The 25,692-nt window shown below is 60.8% G+C and carries 25 protein-coding genes; 15 read left to right on the top strand and 10 right to left on the bottom strand.

Annotation, left to right across the window (positions count from 1 at the left end; translation table 11 throughout):
- Nucleotides 1-71: 71 nt before the first annotated feature.
- Nucleotides 72-2,363, bottom strand: coding sequence for a beta-glucosidase BglX (gene bglX, locus ACI77D_RS10055; RefSeq protein WP_407016508.1), 2,292 nt, complete (start codon nucleotides 2,361-2,363; stop codon nucleotides 72-74).
- Nucleotides 2,364-2,604: 241 nt separating this feature from the next.
- Between bglX and ACI77D_RS10050 the strand changes: the two genes are divergently transcribed.
- The 4 genes from ACI77D_RS10050 (at nucleotide 2,605) to ACI77D_RS10035 (ending at nucleotide 6,093) form a co-directional block, all read left to right on the top strand.
- Nucleotides 2,605-3,216 carry a LemA family protein gene (locus ACI77D_RS10050; RefSeq protein ID WP_407016507.1) on the top strand — a complete coding sequence of 204 codons (612 nt, stop codon included), beginning with the start codon at nucleotides 2,605-2,607 and terminating at the stop codon, nucleotides 3,214-3,216.
- An 18-nt stretch (nucleotides 3,217-3,234) separates the two neighbouring features.
- The gene (locus tag ACI77D_RS10045; RefSeq protein ID WP_064451254.1) at nucleotides 3,235-3,963 is read left to right on the top strand and encodes a YgcG family protein; all 729 of its coding nucleotides are present in this window, start codon (nucleotides 3,235-3,237) and stop codon (nucleotides 3,961-3,963) included.
- A gap of 49 nt (nucleotides 3,964-4,012) precedes the next feature.
- Nucleotides 4,013-4,630 (top strand): TPM domain-containing protein, encoded by a 618-nt coding sequence (locus ACI77D_RS10040; protein WP_407016506.1) that lies wholly within the window; start codon nucleotides 4,013-4,015, stop codon nucleotides 4,628-4,630.
- 245 nt (nucleotides 4,631-4,875) lie between these two features.
- Nucleotides 4,876-6,093 carry an SAM-dependent methyltransferase gene (locus ACI77D_RS10035; RefSeq protein ID WP_221294166.1) on the top strand — a complete coding sequence of 406 codons (1,218 nt, stop codon included), beginning with the start codon at nucleotides 4,876-4,878 and terminating at the stop codon, nucleotides 6,091-6,093.
- 154 nt (nucleotides 6,094-6,247) lie between these two features.
- On the opposite strand, the gene ACI77D_RS10030 is transcribed toward ACI77D_RS10035, so the two are convergent.
- From ACI77D_RS10030 to ACI77D_RS10005, 6 genes are all read right to left on the bottom strand, one after another.
- A complete protein-coding gene (locus tag ACI77D_RS10030; RefSeq protein WP_262667260.1) occupies nucleotides 6,248-7,147 on the bottom strand; it encodes a DMT family transporter in 900 nt (299 codons plus the stop codon).
- 285 nt (nucleotides 7,148-7,432) lie between these two features.
- Entirely contained in the window at nucleotides 7,433-9,991 is a 2,559-nt protein-coding gene (locus tag ACI77D_RS10025; RefSeq protein WP_407016504.1) for a TonB-dependent hemoglobin/transferrin/lactoferrin family receptor, read from the bottom strand.
- A 125-nt stretch (nucleotides 9,992-10,116) separates the two neighbouring features.
- The gene (locus tag ACI77D_RS10020) at nucleotides 10,117-11,085 is read right to left on the bottom strand and encodes a FecR domain-containing protein (RefSeq protein ID WP_064451259.1); all 969 of its coding nucleotides are present in this window, start codon (nucleotides 11,083-11,085) and stop codon (nucleotides 10,117-10,119) included.
- Nucleotides 11,082-11,621 (bottom strand): RNA polymerase sigma factor, encoded by a 540-nt coding sequence (locus ACI77D_RS10015; protein ID WP_221294169.1) that lies wholly within the window; start codon nucleotides 11,619-11,621, stop codon nucleotides 11,082-11,084. The genes ACI77D_RS10020 and ACI77D_RS10015 overlap by 4 nt, the downstream gene beginning before the upstream one ends.
- Nucleotides 11,622-11,818: 197 nt before the next feature.
- On the bottom strand, nucleotides 11,819-12,691 hold the full coding sequence (locus tag ACI77D_RS10010) for a dihydrodipicolinate synthase family protein (RefSeq protein WP_221294170.1): 873 nt from the start codon (nucleotides 12,689-12,691) through the stop codon (nucleotides 11,819-11,821).
- Nucleotides 12,692-12,718: 27 nt separating this feature from the next.
- On the bottom strand, nucleotides 12,719-13,501 hold the full coding sequence (locus ACI77D_RS10005; RefSeq protein WP_064451262.1) for an aldolase: 783 nt from the start codon (nucleotides 13,499-13,501) through the stop codon (nucleotides 12,719-12,721).
- A 159-nt stretch (nucleotides 13,502-13,660) separates the two neighbouring features.
- Here ACI77D_RS10005 and ACI77D_RS10000 point away from each other — a divergent pair, with 159 nt between their 5' ends.
- Complete coding sequence (locus ACI77D_RS10000) at nucleotides 13,661-14,188, top strand: helix-turn-helix domain-containing protein (protein WP_064451263.1); 528 nt, start codon at nucleotides 13,661-13,663, stop codon at nucleotides 14,186-14,188.
- A gap of 141 nt (nucleotides 14,189-14,329) precedes the next feature.
- On the opposite strand, the gene ACI77D_RS09995 is transcribed toward ACI77D_RS10000, so the two are convergent.
- Nucleotides 14,330-15,346 carry a DUF4917 family protein gene (locus ACI77D_RS09995; RefSeq protein ID WP_407016503.1) on the bottom strand — a complete coding sequence of 339 codons (1,017 nt, stop codon included), beginning with the start codon at nucleotides 15,344-15,346 and terminating at the stop codon, nucleotides 14,330-14,332.
- A gap of 123 nt (nucleotides 15,347-15,469) precedes the next feature.
- Between ACI77D_RS09995 and yiaY the strand changes: the two genes are divergently transcribed.
- The 6 genes from yiaY to ACI77D_RS09965 all read left to right on the top strand — a co-directional run bounded on the left by yiaY (nucleotide 15,470) and on the right by ACI77D_RS09965 (nucleotide 21,905).
- Entirely contained in the window at nucleotides 15,470-16,618 is a 1,149-nt protein-coding gene (yiaY, locus tag ACI77D_RS09990) for an L-threonine dehydrogenase (RefSeq protein ID WP_064451265.1), read from the top strand.
- Nucleotides 16,619-16,710: 92 nt separating this feature from the next.
- A complete protein-coding gene (locus ACI77D_RS09985; RefSeq protein WP_407016502.1) occupies nucleotides 16,711-17,385 on the top strand; it encodes an NAD(P)H-binding protein in 675 nt (224 codons plus the stop codon).
- Nucleotides 17,385-18,314 carry a LysR family transcriptional regulator gene (locus tag ACI77D_RS09980; RefSeq protein WP_262667264.1) on the top strand — a complete coding sequence of 310 codons (930 nt, stop codon included), beginning with the start codon at nucleotides 17,385-17,387 and terminating at the stop codon, nucleotides 18,312-18,314. The genes ACI77D_RS09985 and ACI77D_RS09980 overlap by 1 nt, the downstream gene beginning before the upstream one ends.
- 68 nt (nucleotides 18,315-18,382) lie before the next feature.
- Entirely contained in the window at nucleotides 18,383-19,576 is a 1,194-nt protein-coding gene (locus tag ACI77D_RS09975; RefSeq protein ID WP_064451268.1) for a CaiB/BaiF CoA-transferase family protein, read from the top strand.
- Nucleotides 19,573-20,514: a hydroxymethylglutaryl-CoA lyase gene (locus ACI77D_RS09970; protein ID WP_407016501.1), complete on the top strand. Its 942-nt coding sequence runs from the start codon at nucleotides 19,573-19,575 to the stop codon at nucleotides 20,512-20,514. Before ACI77D_RS09975 ends, ACI77D_RS09970 begins: the two co-directional genes overlap by 4 nt.
- 59 nt (nucleotides 20,515-20,573) lie before the next feature.
- Nucleotides 20,574-21,905, top strand: a complete 1,332-nt coding sequence (locus ACI77D_RS09965) for an MFS transporter (RefSeq protein ID WP_407016500.1) — start codon at nucleotides 20,574-20,576, stop codon at nucleotides 21,903-21,905.
- On the opposite strand, the gene ACI77D_RS09960 is transcribed toward ACI77D_RS09965, so the two are convergent.
- Nucleotides 21,906-22,394 (bottom strand): DMT family transporter, encoded by a 489-nt coding sequence (locus ACI77D_RS09960; protein WP_064451271.1) that lies wholly within the window; start codon nucleotides 22,392-22,394, stop codon nucleotides 21,906-21,908.
- Nucleotides 22,395-22,471: 77 nt separating this feature from the next.
- On the opposite strand from ACI77D_RS09960, the gene ACI77D_RS09955 reads away from it, so the two are divergent.
- The 4 genes from ACI77D_RS09955 (at nucleotide 22,472) to ACI77D_RS09940 (ending at nucleotide 25,156) form a co-directional block, all read left to right on the top strand.
- A complete protein-coding gene (locus ACI77D_RS09955) occupies nucleotides 22,472-23,389 on the top strand; it encodes a LysR family transcriptional regulator (protein ID WP_407016498.1) in 918 nt (305 codons plus the stop codon).
- 13 nt (nucleotides 23,390-23,402) lie between these two features.
- Nucleotides 23,403-23,813 carry a fosfomycin resistance glutathione transferase gene (gene fos / locus ACI77D_RS09950; RefSeq protein ID WP_064451273.1) on the top strand — a complete coding sequence of 137 codons (411 nt, stop codon included), beginning with the start codon at nucleotides 23,403-23,405 and terminating at the stop codon, nucleotides 23,811-23,813.
- Between the two features lie 54 nt (nucleotides 23,814-23,867).
- Nucleotides 23,868-24,509, top strand: a complete 642-nt coding sequence (locus ACI77D_RS09945) for a LysE family translocator (RefSeq protein ID WP_128586749.1) — start codon at nucleotides 23,868-23,870, stop codon at nucleotides 24,507-24,509.
- A 119-nt stretch (nucleotides 24,510-24,628) separates the two neighbouring features.
- Nucleotides 24,629-25,156: a DUF4142 domain-containing protein gene (locus ACI77D_RS09940; RefSeq protein ID WP_064451275.1), complete on the top strand. Its 528-nt coding sequence runs from the start codon at nucleotides 24,629-24,631 to the stop codon at nucleotides 25,154-25,156.
- 54 nt (nucleotides 25,157-25,210) lie between these two features.
- Here ACI77D_RS09940 and ACI77D_RS09935 read toward each other — a convergent pair whose 3' ends face one another.
- Nucleotides 25,211-25,636, bottom strand: coding sequence for a low affinity iron permease family protein (locus tag ACI77D_RS09935; protein WP_064451276.1), 426 nt, complete (start codon nucleotides 25,634-25,636; stop codon nucleotides 25,211-25,213).
- Nucleotides 25,637-25,692 lie beyond the last annotated feature (56 nt).

Genomic DNA, 25,692 nt, shown 5'->3' with positions numbered 1-25,692 from the left:
AGCGATGGTGAATGTTCCACCGCTATCGCAGGCAAGCCAGCTCCCACACTGACCGCCTTTACAGTTTTAGATCAGAGCAGCTCGAATGTCTGCTGCTGCACATCCTGGGAGTCCAACCCGATCTGTACATTGAACTCGCCCGGTTCTGCGGCGAACTTGAGCTGGGTGTTGTAGAACTTCAAGTCTTCCTCGGTGATGGTGAAGTGCAATGTGCGTTCTTCACCGGCTTTGAGCATGACTTTCTGGAAGTTCTTCAGCTCTTTGATCGGGCGGATCATCGAGCCGGCCACGTCCTGGATATACAACTGCACCACGGTTTCGCCGTCTACCTTGCCGGTGTTTTTCAGCGTGACGCTGGCGTCGAGCTTGCCGGTTTTATTCAACGTGGTGGACGACAGCGCCATGTCCGACAAGCTGAACGTGGTGTAGCTCAGGCCATAACCAAAGGGGAACAGGGGGCCGGTGACGTCATCGAAATACTGCGAGGTGTAGTTGCCCGGCTTGCCTGGGGTGAACGGCCGGCCGATGCTCAGGTGGTTGTAGTAGGTCGGAATCTGCCCCACCGAGCGTGGGAAGGTGATCGGCAGCTTGCCTGACGGGTTGTAGTCGCCGAACAGCACGTCGGCGATGGCGTTGCCACCTTCGGTGCCGGCGAACCAGGTTTCCAGGATCGCGTCAGCCTGCTTGTTCTCATCGAGAATCGACAGTGGGCGACCGTTCATCAATACCAACACCAAAGGCTTGCCGGTGGCCTTAAGGGCCTTGATCAGGTCGCGTTGGCTTTGTGGGATGTTCAGGTCGGTACGGCTCGAGGATTCGTGGGACATGCCACGGGATTCACCCACGGCAGCCACGACCACGTCGGCGTCCTTTGCGGCTTTCACCGCTTCGTCGATCATCACTTGCGAAGAGCGCGTGTCATCCACCACTTCCGGCGCATCGAAGTTGAGGAAGTTGAGGTAGTCGACCACCGCCTTGTCGTTGGTGATGTTGGCGCCACGGGCATAGATCACTTTGCCTTTCTCGCCGATCACGGCGTTCATGCCGTCCAGCAGGGTCACCGATTGTTCAGGCTTACCGGCAGCCGCCCAACTGCCCATCATGTCGATCGGCGCCTTGGCCAATGGCCCAACCAAGGCGATGGTTGCGGACTTTTTCAGCGGCAAAGTGTTGTTCTGGTTTTTCAGCAAGACCAGGCTGCGGCGCGCGATATCGCGGGCATCGCTGCGGTGCAGGCGGCTGTCGGAATAGGTGTCGGCCGGGTCATCCTCGGCCTTGCCGATACGCAGGTACGGGTCTTTGAACAGGCCCATGTCGTACTTCGCGCCGAGCACTTCACGCACGGCATTGTCGATGTCGCTTTGCTCGATCTCGCCGGACTTGAGCAGGCCGGGTAATTCCTTGCCGTACAGCGAGTCGTTCATGCTCATGTCGATGCCGGCCTTGATCGCCAGCTTGGCGGCTTCACGCCCGTCCTTGGCCACGCCGTGCTTGATCAGCTCGAAGATCGCGCCGTGGTCACTCACGGCCAGGCCTTTGAAGCCCCAGTCTTTGCGCAGCAGGTCGTTCATCAGCCAGGTGTTGGCCGTGGCGGGTACACCGTTGATCGAGTTCAACGCCACCATCACGCCGCCGGAACCGGCCTTGATCGCCGCGTGGTACGGCGGCAGGTAGTCCTGGTACATCTTGACCGGGCTCATGTCGACCACGTTGTAGTCGCGACCGCCTTCCACCGCGCCGTACAGGGCGAAGTGCTTGACGCTGGCCATGATGCTGTCGGCATTGGCGGGGCTGGTGCCCTGGAAGGCCTTGACCATCACTTCGGCAATGCGCGAGACCAGATACGTGTCTTCGCCGAAGCCTTCGGACGTGCGGCCCCAGCGTGGGTCGCGGGAGATATCGACCATCGGCGCAAAGGTGATGTCGAGGCTGTCGGCGGCGGCTTCCTGGGCGGCGATACGCCCGGAGCGGCCGATGGCGTCCATGTCCCAGCTGGAGGCCAGGGCCAGGCTGATCGGGAAAATCGTGCGGTGGCCGTGGATCACGTCATAGGCGAAGAACATCGGGATCTTCAACCGGCTGCGCATGGCCGCGTCCTGCATCGGACGGTTTTCCGGGCGGGTGATCGAGTTGAAGGTGCCACCGATGCGGCCGGCGGCGATTTCCTTGCGGATCAGCTCGCGGGGCATTTCAGGGCCGATGCTGATCAGGCGCAATTGGCCGATCTTTTCATCCAGGGTCATCTGCTTGAGCAGGTCGCTGACGAAGGCGTCCTTGTCTTTAAGCGCAGCAGGCTTTGTTTCTGCCCATACGGGGTGAGTGGCCAGAGTGGCAACAAGGCCGAGCAAACACAGCTTCTTCATGAATTTCCTTTTTCGGCTCACTGCACAGCGATTACGCTGATCGGCCAAAATGTGGGGAGCGTCTATTGTTGTTCGGGTGTTGTTCAGATAAATACCGCACACTTCTGAACTCTACATCGCGCTGGGCATCTTTTAGCTGATTGGCTCAATGCATTCCAGTGGTGGTGGCGGATTATGCCCCAAGCGCGCGGTTTATAGGGTGAGTCGTCAAATTCCATCAAGTTTGGGCAGGAGAGACACCATGCAAGTAGCACAACATTACCGCTGGGGCTTCAAGGCCGCGGCTCTGCTACTGATCAGCAGCGTGCTGAGCGGTTGTGGCATCAATACGATTCCGACCCTGGATGAACAGGCCAAAGCCGCCTGGGGCCAGGTGCAGAACCAATACCAACGCCGTGCTGACCTGATCCCCAACCTGGTGGAAGTGGTCAAGGGCTACGCCGCCCATGAACAAGACACCCTCACCGCCGTGATTGAGGCGCGGGCCAAGGCTACCTCGATCCAGGTGGACGCCAGTACCCTCGACAACCCGGAAAAACTCAAGCAATTCCAGCAAGCCCAGGATGGCCTGAGCGGTGCCCTCAGCCGTTTGATGGTGGTGTCCGAGCGTTACCCGGACCTGAAGGCCAACCAGAACTTCCTGGCGCTGCAATCCCAGCTTGAAGGCACGGAAAACCGTATTGCCGTGGCCCGTCGCGACTTCATCCAGGCAGTGCAGGCTTACAACACCGAGATCCGCACCTTCCCGGGTCGCCTGTGGAACAGCGTGATGTACAGCGACTTGCCGATCCGCGCCACGTTTGAAGCCACCAGTGCCGACGCCGATAAAGCGCCGCAAGTGAAGTTCAAATAAGGCTTCTCTGAGGTGTCGATGCGTTTATTACGGATAGGCTTGGCGCTGTGGTTGCTGGCGTGCGTCGGTGTGGCCCAGGCGGCGCTGACCTTTCCGGCATTGACCGGGCGGGTGGTGGACGCCGCGCAGATGATCGACCCGGCAACGCGCGCGCAGATTACCCAGCAGTTGCAGGCGCTGGAACAAACGTCCGGCGACCAGATCGTGGTGGTCACCGTCCCCGACCTGCAAGGCGTGCCGATTGAAGACTACGGTTACCAGTTGGGTCGCCAATGGGGCATCGGCCAGAAGGGCAAGGACAACGGCGCACTGTTGATCGTCGCGCGTGATGAGCACAAATTGCGCATCGAAGTCGGTTACGGCCTTGAAGGCGTGCTGACCGATGCGCAGTCATGGGTGATCATCAACCAGGTGATTGCGCCCAAGTTCAAGGCCGGTAATTACAGCCAGGGCATCAGCGACGGCGTGGCGGCAATAGTGCAAGTGGTGGGCGGTGAGCCGCTGGCGGTGCCGGCCCATGTGGCGGATGCGAATTTCGCCAAGGATAATCCCGGGTTTTCCATCGGCTTGTTTATCCTGCTGATCGGCGTGTTATGGCTGTGCAATCGCTTGGGCCTGCCGGTTGGCGCTATCTTGCTGGCGATCCTCAGCAGCAGTGGGCGCGGCGGCGGTGGCGGTGGCGGCGGTGGTGGCTTCCGAGGCGGCGGCGGTGGTTTCGGCGGCGGCGGTGCCTCAGGTGGCTGGTAATGAACGTGCGGCGGGTAATGACAATAACTAGAAAAGAGCATCTACAACCATGGCATTACTGACTGAACACGAGCAGCGCCAGGTCGCCGAAGCGATCGTCCGGGTTGAAAAAACCACCGACGCCGAACTGGTCACCGTGCTGGCGGCCCGCGCCGACGATTACGCTTACATCCCGCTGCTATGGGCCAGCCTGATTGCGTTGGTGGTGCCTGGCGTGGTGCATTACTTGTCGGGCTACCTGACCATGTACACCTTGCTGTTGGCGCAGTGGGCGACGTTTATTGTGCTGTGCTTGGTGTTTCGCCTGCCCAAGGTCACCACCCGCTTGATCCCGCGTTCGGTACGCCATTGGCGCGCGTCAAACCTGGCACGCCGGCAGTTTCTGGAGCAGAACCTGCACCACACGCTGGGCGGCACCGGCGTGCTGATTTTTGTCTGCGAGGCGGAGCGGTATGTGGAAATCCTGGTGGACGAGGGCATTTCCAAACACCTGGATAACAGCAGTTGGGATGGCATCGTCAAGGCGTTTACCCAGCAGGTAAAACAGGGGCAAACGCTGGCCGGGTTTATTGCGTGTATTGAAGCCTGTGGCGAGTTGCTCAAGGTGCATGTGCCGGTGACGCAGACGCGTAATGAACTGCCCAACCGACTGATCGTGCTCGAATAACCCAAATTCCTCTGAGCCTATTTGGGAGCTGCTTTTCTGTGGGAGCCGGGCTTGCCCGCGATGGCCTCACCTCGGTTTGCCTGATGGACCGCGGTGCCAGCATCGCAGGCAAGCCAGCTCCCACACAAAGCAGCTCTCACATTTGATTTGCGGCGGCTGAGTGACCGTTGATCAAATAACCCCGTGCCCTCAACGCCTATCCCCCCTAAAATGCCCGGCATTCCCAGCCCGAGGCGTTTTTGTTCATGTCCGTCACTGCTCAACCTGCCAGCCCTGCGCCGGATCATCACGCCCAGTTCATCGAACTGCTGAGCGCAAGCCTCGCGCAGCATGCATTTATCAAGCTGGTACTGGCCAAGTACGTCGGTGAAGAGGCCGAGTTGCAGCGGCTGATCATCAAGCCAGTGACGGTCAAGGAGCAGCCGTGCCTGTCCTTCGTCTACCGCTACAAGACGCGCGACATCACCAAGAACTTCCCGCTGGCGGACGGCGTGGCAGCGATTGCCGAGCTGCTGCCGGCGTCGTTCAAGAACGCGCACTTGCTGTCGCTGACGGATGAAGCCCAGTTGGAGTACAGCAAGAAGAACAAAAGCTCGCTGTTCAAAAGCAAGCCGCAGCAACTGCGTGAGGCGCCGTCCGCGGAGCATAACCGCGAGAAAAATCGCTTCCTGGACCTGACGCGGCCGTTCCTCGCTGACCTGGGCGTAACCGACGCCAGGCAGGCGCTGATCCCATCGATGTCGCGCAAGTGGAAGCAAATCAATAAATTCATCGAAGTGTTCAGCCATGCGCTGACTTCGTCACCGTTGAAACTGGACCGGCCGGTGCGTGTTGCTGACTTTGGTTCGGGCAAGGGCTACCTGACCTTCGCCATTCACGATTACCTGCGCAACACCCTCAAGGCCGAGGGCGAGGTCACAGGTGTTGAGCTGCGCGAAGACATGGTGACCCTGTGCAACGCCGCGGCCGCGCGCCTGGAACACCCGGGGCTGGTGTTCAAATGCGGTGATGTGCGCAGCGTCGCGCCGAGCGAACTGGACGTGATGATCGCCCTGCATGCCTGCGACATCGCCACCGATTACGCGATCCACACCGGCATTCGCTCCGGCGCCTCGATCATCATGTGCTCGCCGTGCTGCCACAAACAGATTCGTCTGCAAATCCAGAGCCCGGTGCTGCTCAAGCCGATGCTGCAATACGGCCTGCACCTGGGCCAACAGGCGGAAATGGTCACCGACAGCCTGCGGGCGTTGTACCTTGAAGCCTGCGGTTATGAGACCAAGGTATTCGAGTTCATCTCGTTGGAACACACCAACAAGAACAAGATGATCCTGGCGGTCAAACGCGCCGAGCCGTTGGACAACGCGCAGTTGCTGGAAAAAATCCGGGAGCTGAAGGCGTTCTACCAGATCAGCGAACACTGCCTGGAAACCTTGCTGCGCGCGGATGGTTATTTGAGCTGAGAACGCTGCAAATCAAATGTGGGAGGGTAGGCTTGTGTGGGAGCCGGGCTTGCCCGCGATGGCATCGCCTCGGTTTTCTGACGGACCGAGTTGCCTGCATCGCAGGCAAGCCAGCTCCCACACAAGCCAGCTCCCACACAGGCCTGCTTTCACATTAGATAGCGTTCGGCTTGGGAAGGGGCGCAGCCTGCACCGCCGTCTTGCGCCCCAGCATCACCGTCGCGATCACACCACAGGCAAACAGCCAGGTAATCGGCTCGATGTGTTCACCAAAGAACAACGCCGAAAACGCGATGGTGAAGAAAATCTGCAACAGCTGAATTTGACTGACCCGTGCAATGCCGCCCATGGCCAGCCCGGCGTACCAGGCAAAAAATCCCAGGAACTGCGAGAACAGCGACACATAGCCAAACGCCCACCAGGTGCGCATGGAAATCGCCCCTTGATGCTGCGCCGCCAGGTACCACACCGGGCCGATCAACACCGGCGTCGACAGCACCAGCGCCCAGCAGATCACCTGCCAGCCGCCCATCTCTTTGGCCAGCCGGCCACCTTCGGCATAACCCAGGCCGCCCACGGCAATGGCGCCGAGCATCAACAAATCACCCGCCTGGATACTGCCGGCGCCGGTGATCAACGCGTAACTCAACACCAACGCACTGCCCAACGCCGCACAGGCCCAGAAGGCTTTCGACGGCCGCTCGTGGGACAGCCACGCCGCGTACAGCGCCACGCACAGGGGTTGCAGGCCGTTGACCAGCGCGCCATGGGACGCCGGCAAGGTTTGCATGGCCCAGGCCGACAGCACCGGGAAACCGAGAATCACGCCGGCGATGACCAGGCACAACCCGCGTACCTGGCGCCAGGTCGGCCAGCGCTCACGGCGCCACAGCAACAGCGCCGCTGCCGGAACCGCTGCGAACAACGCGCGACCCAGGCCGTTGAGCAACGGGTGGATTTCCTGCACCACGATGCGGGTGAAGGGCAGGGTCAGGCTGAAGATGATGACGCCCAGCAGGCCGAGGGCCATGCCGGTGTTTTCGCGCGAGCTCATGATGGGGACCGAAATCTGCAGGGCTTCAAGGGAAGCCCATCTAGCCACAACCCCTGCCGGTAGCGGGCCTACAGCTGGGTGCGGATTTATCCGTACAGTTTCAATCGCTCTGTTGGCAGTGCCGCCGCCTTCGCCGCCTCGCTGGGGCTCGACAGTTCCCACAGTAGATCGCCAGCGAATGGAGAACCAATGTGGGAGCTGTCGAGCTTCAGCGAGTCTGCGAAGGGATCGCCTCGGTTGTGCTGACCGACCGAGAAATCTGCATCGCCGGCTGCACCCCTAACCTCAGAAGAACCGCGTGACGCTGATCTTCGCATCTCGGCCTTTGATGTAGGCGCGGTCGCCGCTCAAGGCCGGGCGGAAGTTGTTGTTGAACAGGTTGTCCACGGTGAAGTTGACCTCGGTACCTTTGAGGTAAGCCTGTTGCGGTTTCCATTTGGCGAACAGGCCTTGGGTGTTGTAGGCCTTGTTGCCGTATTGGTCGTAGAACAGGTCGCCCAAACTGCTGCCGGGGCCGCCGGAATATTTGTCACTCGGCAAGCGATCGGTTGCGCCGATGAACTGGCCCATCCAGCCCACTTGGGCATCCCAGGCTGGAATGTGGGTGCCCAGTACCAGCACCCATTTGGTCGGTGGAATGTCATGTGCCGGCACGTCCGGGCCCCATGGGTTGGTATAGGCGCCTTCGTGTTCACCTTTGGCGTAGGCGAACGACACCGAGCCGAACAGGTAGGTGGAGTTGTAGAACGATTCGAGCTCAAAGCCCTTGATGGTCAGGCCGCCGATGTTGCGGTAGTTGGGCATCGCCCCCGATGGGCAGGCGCTGGAAATGGTGCCGCCATTGATCGCCTGGTTCTGGCAGCCGACGCCGGTGGCCTTGAAGATTTCGTCTTCGACTTTGTTGTGGAACACGGTGGTGCGCACTTGCAGGTTGTCGTCCTGGGCAAGCACGTTATCGTAGCTGACGACACTGCCCACGGTGATCGACGTGATGCGCTCGGGGTCGAGGTCGACGCTGGTGGCCGTGCGGCTGCCCAGGCCTTGCACTTCGTACTGTTCGTCGATGACCGGTGCGCGCCAGGTTTTGCTCCAGTTTGCGAACAGCCCAAGGTGCGGGGTGACGTTCCAGAACAGCGCCAGGCGCGGTGACCAGCCTGTGTAGGTGCGGTCGCTGTAATCGTGGCCGAAGGACGGATCGGGGTTGTTGTAGTACGGCGCATCGTTGCCTTCGCCGCGGTTGCGCACGTGGTCGTAGCGCAGGGACGGGGTGATGGTCACATCGCCGACGGTCACCGCATCCTGGACAAAGAAGCTGTGGGTATCGACCTTGCCGTGGGGCATGAAACCCGGCTGGAAATGCCCATAGTTATAGCGCGCGGTGTTGTACGTGGCACCAGGCATCCACATCTCGGTTTCGCGGATGTGCCTGCGAATCTGCCCGCCGACGGTCACCGCATGCTGCAACGGCCCGGTGTCGAACAGGCTGACGTTGCGGATGTCGAGGTGCTTGTCGGTGTAGGCGGTGTCCATCTTGCGCCCGCCGGTGGCCAGTTGGAAAAACGCGCTGGCGTCGCGCTCGTCGGTCTGGTCGGTGTTGGACTGGGAATATTTGACGGTCAGGTCCACCAGCGGATTATCCAGCGGCGTGTATTCATACTTGCCCGACCAGGTGGTGTCGACAGTATCGCGGTGGGCTAAAAAACGCTTCAACGCACCTTCGTAGCCATAGCGGTCGATGTTGGCCTGGGTCGGCGGCGTCGGGTAGCTGGCGGCGGAGAAGGGCGTCCAGCGATTGCTGTGGGAACGCGAGTAGGACAGGCCAACGCTCTGCTCATCGGTGAAGTGCGCGTTGACCTTGAACAGCTTGCCGTCCACATCCTGGGCACTGTTGGGCAAGCGCTGCGGGTTGACCGGGTACTCGTTGTTGTCGTTGGGCAACTTGGCGGCCACCTTCATATCACCGCCGTCGCGCTGGGTCAGGTAGGCCAGCGCGTCAAAACGGCCGTCGTCGGTGCGGCCATACACGGCACTGCTGTAGACCTGTTCGTGGTCGTTGCTGGAGTAACCGTATTTGAGCATTGCGCCGCTGTTGCGACCGTTCTGGAGTAGGTCCGGGGCGTCCTTGGTGGTCATGTTGACCGTGCCGCCAAAACCGCCGTTGCCGGTGAACGGCGAGTTGGGGCCTTTCTCGACCTCGATGCTTTTGATCAACTCCGGCTCGATAAACACGGTGCCTTGCTGGTAGCGCTCGAAGCCGCTCTTGGTGGCGCCGTCGACGGTCAGCGGCACGTCTTCGGCATCGCCGAAACCGCGGATGTTGATGGTCTGGCCGCCGGGTTTCAGCGAGCCGCCCTGGCTCACGCCGGGCAAGGTCTGCAACAGGCTGGGAATGTTGTTGGACTGGTAGCGGTCGATGTCGGCCTGGGTCAGGGTGGAGCGGTTGACGGTGCTGGCGTCGACTTCGTTACCCGTGCCTATCACGCTGAGGGCGTCGAGCTGGATCGCGCCGCTGTGGGTGGTCTTGCCTACGTCGGGGCGCACGACGTAAGTGGTTCCGACCCTGATCAGGGTGAATTCGCCGTTTTTCAGCAAGGTGCGAATCGCCACTTCCGGGGTGAACTCACCATTGAGCGCCGGCGCCTGCACGTTCTTGAGCAATGTTTCATCGAACAGCAGCTGGATTTTCGCCTGCTGCGCCACTTGGCTCAACGAGGTGGCCAGAGACTGGGCGGGCAGTTGCAGCTTGAACGTCTCGGCCTGGGCACTGAGGCTGAACGCCATGCAGGTAGCAATCAGGGACGGTCGAAGAAACAGGTGCGAAGCGTGGCAAGGCGCGCGAAACATGGAATCCCCCGGGGTGGCTAAATAGCCAAAAAGGTGTGCGTATCAAACACAGTCGGGAGGAAGACGGCGCAGGCAAAAAATTCCACACCTGCGAATGCAAAATATTCTCAAATGGAGGGCGAGCCTTACTTGATCGGTTCGATTCTCACGATGCCATCGGCCGACGCCACGGTTTTTACCGGGAGCAGGGCAGGCAGGGCATTGAGCAGGGCGTCCGGGTCATTCACATCCAGATTGCCCGAGAGCTTCAGTTGCGCCACGGCTTTGCTGACCTGTAACGGTGCCTGGGGCCGGTAGAGGCTTAGCTCATCAATGAGGCTGGCCAGGTCGCGATTGCGAAAGGACAGGTGCCCGCTGCGCCAATCGGCGACGTCTTCGCCCGTGAGGGTTTGCTGTTGAACAGTGCCTTTGGCGTAGCTGTAAGTTGCGCGTTGCTGCGCGCCGAGCAAGGTGACGGGGCTTTTGGCGTCCGCCGCGAAGGCGACCTGGCCATGGGCGACGCTGACCACCAGTTGTTGCTGGCTGCGCCGCACATCAAACCCGGTGCCGACCACCCGCACGTTCGCCTCGCCGGCCTGCACGTACAGCGGCCGCTCCTTGTCGGCAGCGACCTCGATGTACAGCTGGCCCTTGTCCAGATGAAGGATGCGTTGATGGGCGCTGAAATCTACCCGCAGATGGGTGTTGGCATTCACATACAGCGTGCTGCCATCGGGCAGGTTGAGCGTGCGCATGCCTTTGGCATGCCCGGCGATTTGGCTGTGGTAGAGCTCGCGAGGCGCGCCGATGTGCGTGGTCAGCACTGTGCAGACCAGCGCGGCCGCCACGGCCAGGGCGGGGCGCCAGAACGAGGGTTTACGCGTGGGCAGTGGCACGGGTTGGTTCAGTTGCTGCAACTGGGCGAGGTCGGCCCACAGTTGCTCGAATTCGGCATAGGCGCGTGCATGGGCGGGCTCAGCCTGCCAGGCGGCAAAGGCTTTGCGGTCGGCACGCCCCGCGTCATTGCGGTTGCGCGCGAACCAGCTGGCGGCTTGGGCGTCAATGGAGTCGCTCGCTTCGATGTCCAGGGCGTCGATGTCGCTCAAGCGGTTCATTCTGGCTGCTCCGTGCCGGGGTCAATGTGAAGACGTCGCTTGCAATGCAGCAGGGCAAAAGCGATGTGCTTTTCCACCATGCTGGTCGAAATGCCCATGCGCTCGGCGATCTGCGCCTGGCTCAGGCCTTCGAAGCGGTGCAGCATAAGGGCTTCTCGCCTGCGGGGCGAGAGTTCGGCGAGGACTTCTTTCAACTGTTCCAGGCGTTGCAGGCGCTGCGCGGCGGCCATCGGGTCATTTTGCTCGTCGGTGACCGGCTCGGCGTCCCTGTCGGCCGGCTCAGCGTGGGCGGTCTGCCGTACCTTCTGTTTACGCCAGTGATCGCGCAGCAGGTTGCGCGCCATCTGGAACAGAAACGCCCGTGGCTGCTCGACCTTCGCGCGGTCGCGGTAGTCCAGCCACTGGGTAAAGACATCCTGGGTCATGTCCGCCGCGTCGCTGGCGTTGTCCGTGCGCTTGCGCAGGAAATACAGAATATCTGCATAAAACCCGCGAAAGGCATCGGCCGACAACGGGTCGGGCTTGGGACGAGACATGGCTATCCTTCTTGACGAAGCACGACGTAGAAAAGCCATGAATGATATCGAGAACTATTGTCATTTGTCGCTGTGTAATGAATGAACTCGGTCAAAATGTGGGAGCTGGCTTGCCTGCGATGCAGGCACCTCGATTTGTCAGCTAAACCGAGGAGATGCTATCGCAGGCAAGCCAGCTCCCACAGGAGGCCACGGCTCTATCGCAGTAATGTCCTTAGCTGCTCGACTCCCGCTTCACCCAATGGGAACACCGGCAACCTTGGATCACCCGCTTCCAACCCGGTCAAACGCAACCCAGCCTTGATCGTCGCCGGCAAACCTCCCTTGAGGATGAATTCCAGCAGCGGTAACTGGCGATAGAACAGGGCCCGCGCCTTGGTCAGATCATTGGCCAACACCGCCTCGTACAACGCCAGGTTGAGCTGCGCGATCAGGTTCGGCGCCGCCGTGCACCAACCCTTGGCACCTGCCGCGAAAGCTTCCAGCGCCAGCGGGTTGCAGCCGTTGTAAAACGGTACGTCGCTGTGGCGATGCAACTGGTGCATGCGCTGAATATCCCCGGTGCTCTCCTTGACCATGGTCACGTTTTCGACCTGCTTGATGATGCGCAGAATCAACTCCACCGACATGTCTGTGCCGCTGGTAGCCGGGTTGTTGTAGAGCATGATCGGCACGCCGACGCTGTCGCCAATCGCGGCATAGTGGGCGAGGATTTCTGCTTCGCTGAGTTTCCAGTACGAGGCCGGCAGTACCATCACCACGTCGGCGCCATTGGCCTCGGCATAACGGGCCCGACGCACGGCCTTGGCGGTGGTCAGGTCGGACACACTGACGATAGTCGGTACGCGCCTGGCGATTTTCGCGAGGCTGTAGGCACTGACTTCATCCCACTCGGCGTCGCTCAGGTAGGCGCCCTCGCCGGTACTGCCCAAGGGCGCGATGGCGTGCACGCCGCTGTCGATCAAACGGTCGATGGAGCGGCCCAGGGCGTCGAGGTCAATGCGTTGGCCGTCGGCGCTGAACGGCGTGATGGTGTAACCGATGATGCCGTGAATAGTGGGTGTGGACATGGGAAGTCTCCAGTCGAAAAAGGGCAATCAGTTCAAGCAGTCGGCGTGTTGGCGCAGGCTCTGCCGGGCGTAGTAATTGAACGCGGCGCCGTGGCGCTTGGGCTTGGAGATCCAGTCATGGGCCTCGTGCCCCAGCGCCGGCAGGATCGGCTTGATCGTGCCCGCCGCCATCGCCAGCAACTGCAACTTGGCCGCGCGCTCGATCAACTGCGCGATCACACAGGCTTCTTCGATGCTCGCCCCGGTGGACAGTTGGCCGTGATGCGAGAGCAAAATCGCGCGTTTGTCGCCGAGCGCCGTGGTGATGATTTCCCCTTCTTCATTACCCACCGGCACCCCCGGCCAGGCTTCCAAAAAAGCGCAGTCTTCGTACAGCGGGCAGAGGTCCATGTGCGACACCTGCAGCGGTACTTCCAACATCGACAGCGCGGCAATATGAGTGGGGTGCGTATGGATGATGCAGTTCACATCCGGCCGCCCACGGTACACCCAGGTGTGAAAGCGGTTGGCCGGGTTGGGAATGCCGTGGCCTTCCAAAACTTCCAGGTCCTCATTGACCAGCAATAGGTTGCTGGCGGTGATTTCGTCAAAACCCAGGCCCAGTTGCTGGGTGTAATAAGTGCCGGGCGTGGGGCCACGTGCGGTGATCTGCCCGGCCAGGCCGGAGTCGTGGCCGTGTTCGAACAGAATGCGGCACGTGAGCGCCAGCTTTTGCCGGTCGGTCCACGTATTATCCGCCAGGGAATTTTGCATCTGGATCAGCGCTTGCTTGACCAGTTGGTCTTTTGAGAGTGCTAATGTCTTGGCCATATCGGTGTCCTTTGGGTGGTTCAATGGACGTCGGATTTGCGGGTCTCCAGCGCGAGCAAGGCTGTTGGGTGAACGCAAATGACACTAAAGATGCTATATGACACTTTGTGTCATTGGCAAGCGCAGCTCTCGCTTTTCTGCATGGATTAACCGCATCAAATGTCTATCCGTTTGAAATTATTGAGAAAAAAACTTGGCGTAACGTTGGAGTCCTTGGCCGAAAAGTCCGGGATGACCAAAAGCTACCTGTCGAAAGTCGAGCGCGGGCTCAATACGCCGTCGATTGCCGCCGCGCTGAAACTGGCCAAGGCCTTGAACGTGAAGGTCGAAGAACTGTTCAGCGAAGACAGCGTCAGCCTCGACAGCTACAGCCTGGTGCGTGCCCATGAGCGGCCGGACACTGCGCCGGGTTATGCGGTGCTCGCGCATCAGGTCAGTGAGCGCAGCCTGCTGCCGTTCATCATCTACCCGCCGGCTGAGTTCACCGACAAGACCTTCAAGGAGCATCTGGGAGAGGAATTTTTATTCGTGCATGAAGGCCAGGTGGAAGTGGATTTCATGAACGAGCGGGTGATTCTGGAGCGGGGTGACGCGCTGCACTTCAACGCGCAAAAGCCCCACCGGCTTCGCTCGGTGGGGGAGGTGCAGGCGCAGTTGTTGGTGGTGGTGCACAGTGCTGAGGAATGACTGCGATCACTAGTTGAAATGCAATCAATGTGGGAGCTGGCTTGCCTGCGATAGCGGTCTGCCAGTTGACACACGGTTTGCTGACCCACCGCTATCGCAGGCAAGCCAGCTCCCACAGTTGACCTTCTTTGTTGCAGGTGATCAGCGCTCGACCGGCACCGAGAGCGCCGAATTACCCAACGGATGTGTCCGTGCCGCAAAAAACTTCAGCGCCACACCGCTGCCCTCAAACAACGCTGAATACCGGCGCTTCTGCTGACGAATAAACCCGTCGCTGCGCCCCGATACCGAAATCGCCAGCGTGGTCAGCCTGGCCTGGCGAAGCGCATCCACCAGGTGTTTATCCTGCGGCCCCAAATCATGGCCGAAGATGCACAGTGCGCCCTCATGGCTGAGCAACTGCTCATAACAGAACGACAGATAGTCCGAGCTGCGGATGGTCTTGAGCTTCTCTTCCACCTTGCCTTCGCTGACAAACAGCGGCACATCGTCCAGAGTCTTGATCGTATTGTTGATCGCAAAACTGCTGAGCAAGGTGCTGTCGGTGGAGGGCAATTTGCGCGCCGTACCGTCGAGGTTGCGCACCAGGTGCAGGCCGCCGTGCAGGTAGAGGATGCGCGTGGCGTCGGTGTGGGTGTTGCGCAGGTCGAAGCTGGCGTCGGCGCTGCGGAACAGGTCATCAATGCCCGGGGTGTGCAGGATCGCCCAGTAGTTGAGCAGGTCGTAGTTACTGGTGAACACGGTGGCGTAGTTGGCCAGTTCCGCGTTGATCGTCGCCAGGGTCGAGGGCTGCACCAGGCGCCACGGAATGTGCACGGCGTGGATGGTGTTGATCAACGCTTCCTTGATCGTATAGTAGCGATTGCGCGGCGCGGCTGAGCTGACCGCCAGGGCTTTGTTGACCCGGCTGGTGGTTTTCAGTGCGCCCAGTGCTTGTTCGAAACTGCGGGTTTGCAGGGCGTCAAACACACTCAGCTCGGATTGGCTCAGGGGTTTTTCTTCGACGGTGCGCGCGTTTTCGAACAGCGAGTCGTAGGCAAAGTCTTCCCAAATCGCCCGGCTGGCGCCGTTGCCGATCAGAATCCCATTGAAGTCCACGCTGCTGCGCAGCGCGCTCCAGTCTTCAAGGTGGGCGTCAATATCCTGGAAATCCATCATTGCGGCGGGTCTACTCGAAATCGGCTGGGTGGTGACTTTATCACGAGCCGGAGTTGATCTTGGTCAAGATGCCGCAGGCAAGTCAGGTTGATCCTGTTGGCATAACGCCTCTGAGGATTCGCCATGAGCAGCACCTTTTTCATTCCCGCCGTCAACATCATGGGCACCGACTGCCTCGACGAAGCCATGACCGCCATCCGCAACTACGGCTTTCGCAAGGCGCTGATCGTCACCGACGCGGGTCTCGCCAAGGCCGGCGTGGCCAGCATGATCGCCGAGAAGCTGGCGATGCAGGACATCGACTCGGTGATTTACGACGGCGCCAAAGCTAACCCCAATGTGGAAAACGTCGAGAAAGGCCTGGTGTTGCTTGAAGCAAATGCCTGTGATTTCGTCGTGTCGCTGGGCGGCGGTTCGCCCCATGACTGCGCCAAGGGGATCGCGCTGTGCGCCACCAATGGCGGGCATATCGGCGACTACGAAGGTGTCGATCAGTCCAGTAAGCCGCAACTGCCACTGGTGGCCATCAACACCACCGCCGGCACCGCCAGCGAGATGACCCGCTTCTGCATCATCACCGACGAAACCCGCCACGTGAAAATGGCCATCGTCGACCGCAACGTCACGCCACTGCTGTCGGTCAACGACCCGGCGCTGATGGTCGGCATGCCCAAGGGCCTCACCGCCGCCACCGGCATGGACGCCTTGACCCATGCCATCGAAGCCTACGTGTCCACCGCTGCCACGCCGATCACCGACGCCTGCGCGATCAAGGCCATCGAACTGATCAGCGCCAACCTGCGCCTGGCGGTGCACGATGGCACCGACAAGGCTGCACGGGAAAACATGGCCTATGCGCAATTTCTTGCCGGGATGGCGTTCAACAATGCCTCCCTGGGTTTTGTGCACGCCATGGCCCACCAACTCGGCGGCCTGTACGACTTGCCCCACGGCGTGTGCAACGCGGTGCTGCTGCCGCATGTACAAAGCTTCAACGCCAGTGTCAGCGCCGAACGCTTGAGCGACGTGGCGCGTGCATTGGGCGCCGATATCAAGGGCATTACTCCGGAAGAGGGCGCCCAGGCGGCTATCGCCGCCATTCGCACGTTGGCCCAGGATGTCGAGATTCCGGCCGGGCTGCGCGAGCTGGGCGCCAAGCTGCAGGACATTCCGCTGCTGGCGACCAATGCGTTGAAGGATGCCTGTGGCCTGACCAACCCACGGCGGGCCGATCAGCGTCAGATTGAGGAGATCTTTCGCAGCGCGTTCTAAAAGGAGCAGTCGCATGCTGCAAGCGTTAAGCTACGAGCTGAACTGCATTCAACTTGAGCATGAAGCTTGCGGCTTGCCGCTGAGGTCCCCCAATGAGAGTTCTCCTATTCGGCGCCACCGGCATGGTCGGCCAAGGCGTGCTGCGCGAGTGCCTGCTGGCGGCTGACGTCCAGGAAGTCGTCGCCGTCGGCCGCACCCCGTTGACCCAGGAGCACGGCAAGCTGCACCAGGTGTTGCACAGCGATATGCTGGATTTCCAGCCCCTGGAAAACTTGCTGCAAGGGTTTGACGCGTGCTTTTTTTGCCTCGGCGTTTCGTCGGCAGGCATGAATGAAACCCGGTACACCCACCTCACTTATGACCTGACGCTGGTCGCCGCCAGTACCCTGGCGCGGCTCAACCCGCAAATGACGTTTATCTACGTGTCCGGTGCCGGCACCGACAGCTCCGAGGCAGGCAAGTCGATGTGGGCGCGTATCAAAGGCAAGACAGAAAACGCCTTGCTGCGTCTGCCGTTCAAGGCGGTGTACCTGTTTCGGCCGGGGGTTATCCAGCCCTTGCATGGCGTGCGCTCGAAGACGCCGTTGTACCAAGCCTTCTATACCGTGCTCGGGCCGTTGCTCTCGTTTGTGCGTCGCGCCAAGCCAGGCTGGGTGGTAAGCACCGAGACCGTTGGCCAGGCCATGTTGGCGGCGGTGCGCCACGGCGCGCCGCATGCAGTGGTGGAACAGGCGCAGATCAATCGCTTGGCCTCCGAGCGTCGCTGATGTTGCACAAGAGCCTGGTGCGTCGCCTGGACCTGATCACCTTGCAACTGTTCGTTGCGGTGTTCGAAGAAGGCACGCTGACCCGCGCGGCCGCCCGTGAAGCCATTGCGGTCTCGGCCGCGAGCAAGCGCCTGATGGAGTTGGAACAGGTGCTGGGCGTGAGCCTGTTCGTGCGCCGCGCCAAGGGGATGGACCTGACCGCTGCGGGCGAAACCCTGTTGCACCATGCGCGGCAGATGCTGTTCAACGTCGAAAAAATGGGCCTGGAACTGGGTGAACATAGCCACGGCGTGCGCGGTTATGTGCGGATGCTGGCGAATCTGTCGGCGATCATTCAGTTCCTTCCGGAGGACCTGCGCGATTTTTCCGCACGGCACCCCGAAGTGAAAACCGACCTGGAAGAGCGCCCCAGCAATGGCGTGGTGCAAGGCGTGCTGGATGGGGTCGCGGACCTGGGGATTTGCTCCAGTGACACCGACACCAAAGGCCTGCCCAGCGTGATTTATCGCCACGACAAACTGGTGGTGCTGATGCCGGCGGATCATCCGTTGGCCACACGCCAGACCTTGGCATTCGCTGAAACCCTCGACAGCGATTACGTCGGCCTGCATGCCGCCAGCTCCATCAATATGCGCACCCACGCCGCCGCACGCGAGGCGGGCAAGATGCTGCGCCTGCGCATCCATGTGCCGGGGTTTGATGCGATGTGCCGGATGGTCCAGGCGAATATGGGCATCGGCATCCTCCCGCAAAAGGCCTATGAACTGTTTGGTCGTGCGTTGGGGTTGCACGCCGTGCCGCTGACGGATACCTGGTCGGATCGCCGCTTGATCGTGGTGGTGCGCGATGAGGCGCAGTTGTCGCCGGTCAGTCGGTTACTGTTCGATTATCTGAGTGTTCGTGTTTCGCGAACGCTCCTTGCCAACTGACGGTTGGATTTATCGTCCCCTTGTCCTCTAGCCTTGGTCGCACATTCCAAGAATAAGAGGCACACCCCATGACGGCTCCGTTGAGCGGTATCAAGGTGATCGAGATCGGCACCCTGATTGCCGCGCCGTTCGCCGCCCGGCTGATGGCCGAGTTTGGCGCCGAAGTGATCAAGATCGAAGCCATGGGCCAGGGCGACCCGCTTCGCAAATGGCGAAAGCTGCACGAAGGCACGTCGCTGTGGTGGTACCTGCAATCGCGCAACAAGAAGTCCCTGGCGCTGGACCTCAAGTCCCCTGAAGGCCTGGGCTTGATCAAGCAACTGCTCGGTGACGCCGACGTGCTGATCGAAAACCTGCGCCCCGGCGGCCTGGAAAAGCTCGGCCTGGGCTGGGACGTGTTGCACGCCCTCAACCCCAAGCTGACCCTGGTGCGTATCTCCGGCTACGGCCAGACGGGCCCTTATCGCGACCGCCCGGGCTTTGGTGCCATCGGCGAGGCGATGGGCGGCATCCGCTACACCACCGGCAACCCGGATTCGCCTCCGGCGCGGGTGGGTGTGAGCCTGGGCGATTCCCTCGCGTCACTGCACGGTGTGATTGGCGCGTTGATGTCGCTGCTGCGGGTCAAGACCGGGCAGGGCGACGGGCAGATTGTCGATGTGTCGCTGGCCGAAAGTGTGTTCAACCTGATGGAAAGCCTGGTGCCCGAATACGACATGCTCGGCCATGTGCGTGAGCGCAGCGGCGGCGCCTTGCCCGGCATTGCGCCGTCCAATACCTACCTGACCGCCGACGGCGCGTATGTGGTAATCGCCGGTAACAGCGACCCGATCTACAAGCGCCTGATGCATACCATTGGCCGCGCCGACCTGGCCGAGGCGCCCGAATTCGCCCACAACGATGGTCGCGCAGCCAAAAGTGGCTTGCTCGACGCGGCAATCACCCACTGGACCAGCAGCCAGCCCATCGACCAGGTGCTCAGTGCCTTGCAAGCCGCTGAAGTGCCGGCCGGGCGTATCTATTCAGTGGCTGATATCGTCAGCGACCCGCACTACCAGGCGCGCGACATGCTGCTCAATGCCGAACTGCCCGGTGGCGTTTCAGTGAAGATGCCCGGCATCGTGCCCAAGCTTTCCGAAACCCCTGGCGCCGTGAACTGGCAGGGCCCGACGCTTGGCCAGCACACTGACGACATCCTCGCTGGCCTCGGCCTGACAGACGCTGATATCCAACGCCTGAAAACCTCGGGAGTGGTGCAATGATCACAGACTATTGCGACCCGCTGATCGTGCAGGAAGTGTCCCCGCGCGATGGCTTGCAAATCGAGCCCACCTGGGTCGAGACGGCCGACAAGATTGCGTTGATCGACCAGCTGTCCCTGGCCGGCTTTTCGCGGATCGAAGCCGGTTCGTTTGTCTCGCCCAAGGCCATTCCCTCCTTGCGCGATGGCGAGCAAGTGTTCCAGGGCATCCACCGGCGCCCCGGCGTTATCTATGTCGCGCTGATCCCCAACCTCAAAGGCGCGCAGCGCGCCATTGAGTCGCGGGCCGATGAGCTGAACCTGGTGATGTCCGCCAGCCAGACCCACAACCTGGCGAATATGCGCATGCGCTGCGAGGCCTCGTTGGCGGCATTTGAAGACATTGTCAGCTTTGCTGCCGACTACCCGGTGCATCTCAATGGCAGCATCGCCACCACCTTCGGTTGCCCGTTCGAAGGCAGGATTGATGAAGACCGTGTGCTGCAAATCGTCGATGCCTACCGCGAGTTGGGCATCCAGGGCATCACCCTGGCCGACACCACGGGCATGGCCAATCCGCGACAGGTAGAACGCCTGGTCAAGCGCGTGTTGCAGCGCGTCCCCGCCAGCGACTTGACCCTGCATTTTCACAACACCCGCGGCTTGGGTTTGTGCAATGTGCTGGCGGCTTACGAAGCCGGCGCCCGCCGTTTTGATGCAGCCCTGGGCGGCCTCGGCGGCTGCCCGTTTGCGCCGGGTGCGTCAGGCAATATCTGCACCGAAGACCTGGTCAACCTGTGCGAGGAGGTGGGGATTCACACCGGCATCGACCTGCCGCACTTGTTGCATATGTCCCGCCGCTTGCCGGCCCTGCTCGGCCATGAGCTGCCCGGCCAGGTGGTCAAGGCGGGGCGCAATTGCGACCTGCATTCACCACCCGCTTACATCGCCACGCTGTAACGCCGCACCAGACAACAAAAACAATCGGGCGCCTTTGAGCAGCCCGCTGGAGAGAAAGCATGAGCACTAATACGTTAGAGGCAGGCGTGCGCCCGGCCGCGGAAATCGATGCCGAAAAAGCCCTGGTCAGCAAGGTCGCCTGGCGCCTGATGCCGCTGATCATGGTGTGTTACCTGTTCGCGTTTTTTGACCGCATCAACATCAGCTTCGCCAAGTTCCAGTTGCAAACCGACCTGAGCCTGAGTGACACCGCTTACGGCCTGGGCGCCGGGTTGTTTGTGGTGGGCTATGTGATTTTCGAAGTGCCGAGCAACATGATGCTGTACAAGGTCGGCGCTCGCCGCTGGATCGCGCGGATCATGATGTCGTGGGGCCTGGCCACGGCGGCCATGGTGTTTGTCACTGCCGAATGGCAGTTCTACGGCCTGCGCTTCATCATCGGTGCGATGGAAGCGGGGTTTGCGCCGGGCGTGTTGTATTACCTGACGTTGTGGTTCCCGCAGCACTTTCGCGGGCGCATCACCTCGTTGCTGTTCCTGGCTTCGGCGTTCGCAGGATTGGTCGGCGCGCCGTTCTCGGGGCTGGTCTTGGAACATCTCGACGGCGTGCTACAGATGCGCGGCTGGCACTGGTTGTTCCTGCTCGGCGGCTTGCCCTGCATCGGCCTGGGTTTTCTGGTGCTGACGTTGCTCAAGGACCGGATTGAAGACGCCCATTGGCTGACGCCTGCGGAAAAGACCTTGCTGTCCAGCCGTATCGCCCAGCATGAGCCGAACGCGCACGGTGGTTCACTGCTGTCGGCGATCCGCATTCCTGGGTTCCTGATGCTCGGGTTTATCTACTTCCTGATCCAGGTGGCGTCCTATGGCCTCAACTTCTGGGCACCGCAACTGATCCGCAGCGCGGGCACCCAGAGCCCGGTGACGATTGGCCTGCTCACGGCGATTCCGTATGTGTGCGGGGCAATCAGCATGGTGGTGATCGGGCGGCTGTCGGACGCCACCGGCGAGCGCCGCAAGTTTGTCTGCGGCTTGGTGGTGCTCGGTGCGATTGGCTTTTTCAGTGCCGGGATCTTTGCCGACCACACCACCTTCCTGATCATCGCCCTGGGCATGTTGGGCGCCGGCATTATCGCCTCGATCCCGACGTTCTGGACCCTGCCCCCCAAGCTACTGGCCGGCGCCGGTGCCGGTGCGGCCGGAGGCATTGCGGTGATCAACACCCTGGGCCAGTTCGGCGGCATCGTCAGCCCGGTGATGGTGGGGCGGATCAAGGACCTCACCGGCAGCACCACCCCGGCGCTGTATATGATCGGCGTGTGCGCACTGTTGGCGGCGGCGCTGCTGCTGTGGGGCTTGCCGCAAAAGCTGCGCACGTTGGATCGGGGTTGATCAGCCCGCCGTTGCCAATGCCCGGGCGGGCGTGCTGCTGAATTGAATCAACGCCACCCCGCCCATCAACAACAACGCCCCCAGCACACGGGGCGTTGTGAGTTGGCGCTCGACCAGGCCGAACAGGCCAAAGTGATCGAGCAGCAGCGAGGCGAGAATCTGACCGGCCATGGCCAGTGCAATAAATCCTGACGCGCCCAACTTGGGCAGCAACATCAACGCCAGGGAAATAAAGCACACGCCAAATGCGCCACCGGCCCACATCCACAGCGGTGCCTTGCTGATAAAGCTCAGGCTCGGCAGCGGTAAACGCAGGGCCAGCATCACCGGCAGCAACACGATTATGCTCACCAGCAGTGACGCCAACGTGGCCCACAACGGGTGACCGAGGCCGCGCCCGAGGTTGGCATTGATCGCACTTTGAAACGGCACCACCGCTCCCGCAATCACCGCCAGCGCCAACAAACCTACCCAATGCAACGTCGTCATTTCGAATCTCCCAGAGGTTTTTCTGGACTCTAGGCTATTCGTCGCGCAAATTTAAATTCAAAGTTATTATGCCGAGCATGCAGCTGATGAATGATCTTCGCCGCATCGACCTTAATCTGTTGGTGATTCTGGATGCCTTGCTCAGCGAGCAACACGTCACCCGCGCTGCCGAGCGTTTGCACCTGAGCCAGCCGGCGGTCAGCCACGCGTTGGCCCGGCTGCGAGACGTGTTGAGTGACCCGTTGCTGGTACGCCAGGGCGGCACGCTGGTGCCGACGGCGCGTGCCCTGGAATTGGCGACGCCGTTGGCCGAAGCCTTGGCCCAGGTGCAGGCACTGTTGGCGCCGAATCGCTTTGATCCGGCGTCAGCCAAACGCAGGTTTCGCGTGGCGATGTCGGACTACAGCGCGGCCATTTTTCTGCCTGATCTGGTGCGCACGTTGCGCCGTGAAGCCCCCGGCATCGACCTGCAAATTATCCAGGCCAGCCGTGAAGGGATGGTGGACGGCGTGCTCAATGGCGATATCGACCTGGCTGCCGGCGTCTTCCCCGATATGCCCGCCGAACTGCGCACCACGCCTTTGTTCGAGGAGCATTACACCTGCCTGGTGGACCGCCACAGCCTGGCGCAAAGTGGCACGCTCGACCTGCCCACCTACCTGTCGCGCCCGCATGTGCTGCTGGAAATGCGTGGCAGTGGTACCCCGGAAATCGAGCGCGCGTTGACGGCCATTCGTGAGCGGCGGCATGTGGCGATCAGCCTGCCGCACTGGGGTGTGGCGCCGCAGTTGATCCAGGGCACGGACCTGATTCTGACCGTCTCATCCAGAGGTTTGCTCAACATTGATCAGCAGCAGCTGTTGGCCGTGCCGCCGCCGTTTCATATTCCCTCGTTTGCCTTTGAACTGGCGTGGCATGCGCGCCGGGGTGGGGATTCGGGTTTGCAGTGGTTGATTGGGCAGGTGCAGGGTGTATTGTCCGAAGGCCTCCAATAACAGGAACAACACCATGCTCTCAGGCCTCAACCACCTGACCCTTGCCGTGACCGATTTGAACCGCAGCGTCAGCTTCTACCATGAGCTGTTGCAGCTTCAGCTCGACGCCACCTGGGACAACGGCGCCTACCTCTCGTTGCCCGGTCTGTGGCTGTGTTTGTCGCTTGATCCATCGCGCCTGTCGGCACCCGCGGCTGAATACACTCACTACGCGTTCACGGCGGATGCCGGTGATTTCAGCGCACTGGTGGCGCGCCTGCGAGCCGGCGGTGTGCAGGAGTGGCGCGACAACCGCAGTGAAGGTGCCTCGTTCTATTTTCTCGACCCCGATGGGCACAAGCTTGAGGCCCATGTCGGTGACTTGGCGTCGCGTCTGCAAGCCTGTCGTGTCAAGCCTTACGCAGGCATGAAGTTTTACCCGTAGCACCAGAACGTGCAGAATCCCTGCACCTCTAAACCGTCTGTCAGAGTCGCGCCCATGACCCCATCCTTGCTGCTCGCCGTCCTCGCTTCGGGTTTTATCTACGGCATTACGCCTGGCCCGGGGGTACTGGCCGTGTTCGGTATCGGTGCTGCGCGCGGCCGTCGCGCCGGGGCGGGTTTCCTGTGCGGGCATTTGCTCGGGGATGTGGTGTGGTGCAGTACGGCGCTGATCGCCATTGTTGGCGCGCGGGAAGTCGGTAGCGGTGCATTTGATGTGTTGGGTGTGCTCAGTGGGTTGTATCTGTTCTGGCTCGGCTGGCGCGCCATTCGCACTCAACGGCGTAGCAGTGATGCCCCTCAGGGCGCTGCGCGGCATCCGTTTTGGCACGGCATTTTGTTTGGCTTGACCAACCCGAAGGCCTACCCGGTGGCGGTGGCGACTTTCACTGCATTGCTGTCCAGCCGCGCCGAGCTGCTGACCTGGGCAATGCTGCCGTCCTTGATCTTCCTGAGCTTTGTCGGTGGTCTGCTGGCTTACGCGATTCTGATCGCTGTGGTCGGGGCTCAGCGCGTACGTACGGTGTATCAGCGCCATGAAATCCTGATCACCAAGCTCTGCGGCGTGATGTTTATCGGCTTCGCCATTAACGCGCTAGCGCACGCATTACCGGGCCTGTTTGGCAGCAAACCGGCGTGAGGCAACGACGACCGTTCGTCGCACTGGCAAGTTTTTTCTAAACCTTTGCCGCCCTGAAAATTCGAATTCAGGGCGAGGTGTGTGTTCTCGCACCTATTTTTGCCCTGGAGGAACCCATCATGAGCCGCATGGCTATCCGGTTACGCACCGCCAGTTTCGCGATGCTGCTGGGCCTCGGCGCCAGCAATGCTTTCGCCCAGTCGCCTGCTGAATTCATCGAGCAGGCTTCGGCCAAAGGTATGGCCGATATCGAAACCAGTCGCATGGCCCACGCCAAAACCTCGTCCCAGGAAATCAAGGACTACACCATCGAGGTGATCAATGAGCGCACCCTGGCCAACCAGCATCTGGCTGCGATTGCCAAGAAGCTCGACTTGCCGGTGGCACCGCGCGAGAAGATCGTCGACAAAGCTGAAACCCTGATGCCTGAACTCAAGGACGGCGACTCCTTTGACGCTGCCTACACGGCGCAGCAGGTCAAGGAAAACGAAGACGCCATCGCCTTGTTCAAACGGGAAGGCGCGGCATCGGATGTACCGGAGATAAAGGCCCTGGTAGATGAGACGCTGCCTAGATTGGAAGAGCGTCTGCAGAAGGCCCGTGCCTTGGCATCGACCTACGGTAAAGGTCATCAGGGCGACGGTTGAAGCCGTCACTTGAAATGAAAAACGGCGGTTGGAGCATCTCCAACCGCCGTTTTTTTATGCCTGGTTCAGATCGGTTTTACTCGGTACTGCATCGTCTACTGCTTCACCGCAACTGCTGTTCAGGCTGACACTGCCCGTCGCCCCGATGCTGCGGTATTCGTTGCGCAGTTTTTCCAGTTCTTTGCGGTCCAGGCCATCCAGGCTCAGCACGGCGTTTTGTGCATCCTTGGACACGCGCAGCAGCTCATCAATCTTGATATGCAGGATGTCATTGTCGCGGTTTTGCGTGTTCTGGATCAGAAACACCATCAGGAAGGTAATGATGGTGGTCGAGGTGTTGATGATCAGCTGCCAGGTGTCGTTGTAATGGAAATAAGGCCCGCTCAGGCTCCACAGGAAAATCAGTGCGACGGCGGCGTAGAACGTCCGGGCACTGCCTGCCCAGCGGGACAGAGACTGCGAGACTGCGGAGAATTTCATGACCGTTTTCCTCAAAGGGTGGGTGATGAAATTATGGACCGCAGCCGCGCTTTGAA

Source organism: Pseudomonas sp. O39 (genome assembly GCF_045447295.1).
GTDB lineage: Bacteria > Pseudomonadota > Gammaproteobacteria > Pseudomonadales > Pseudomonadaceae > Aquipseudomonas > Aquipseudomonas antarctica_A.
This window is presented reverse-complemented; position numbering and strand designations above follow the sequence as displayed.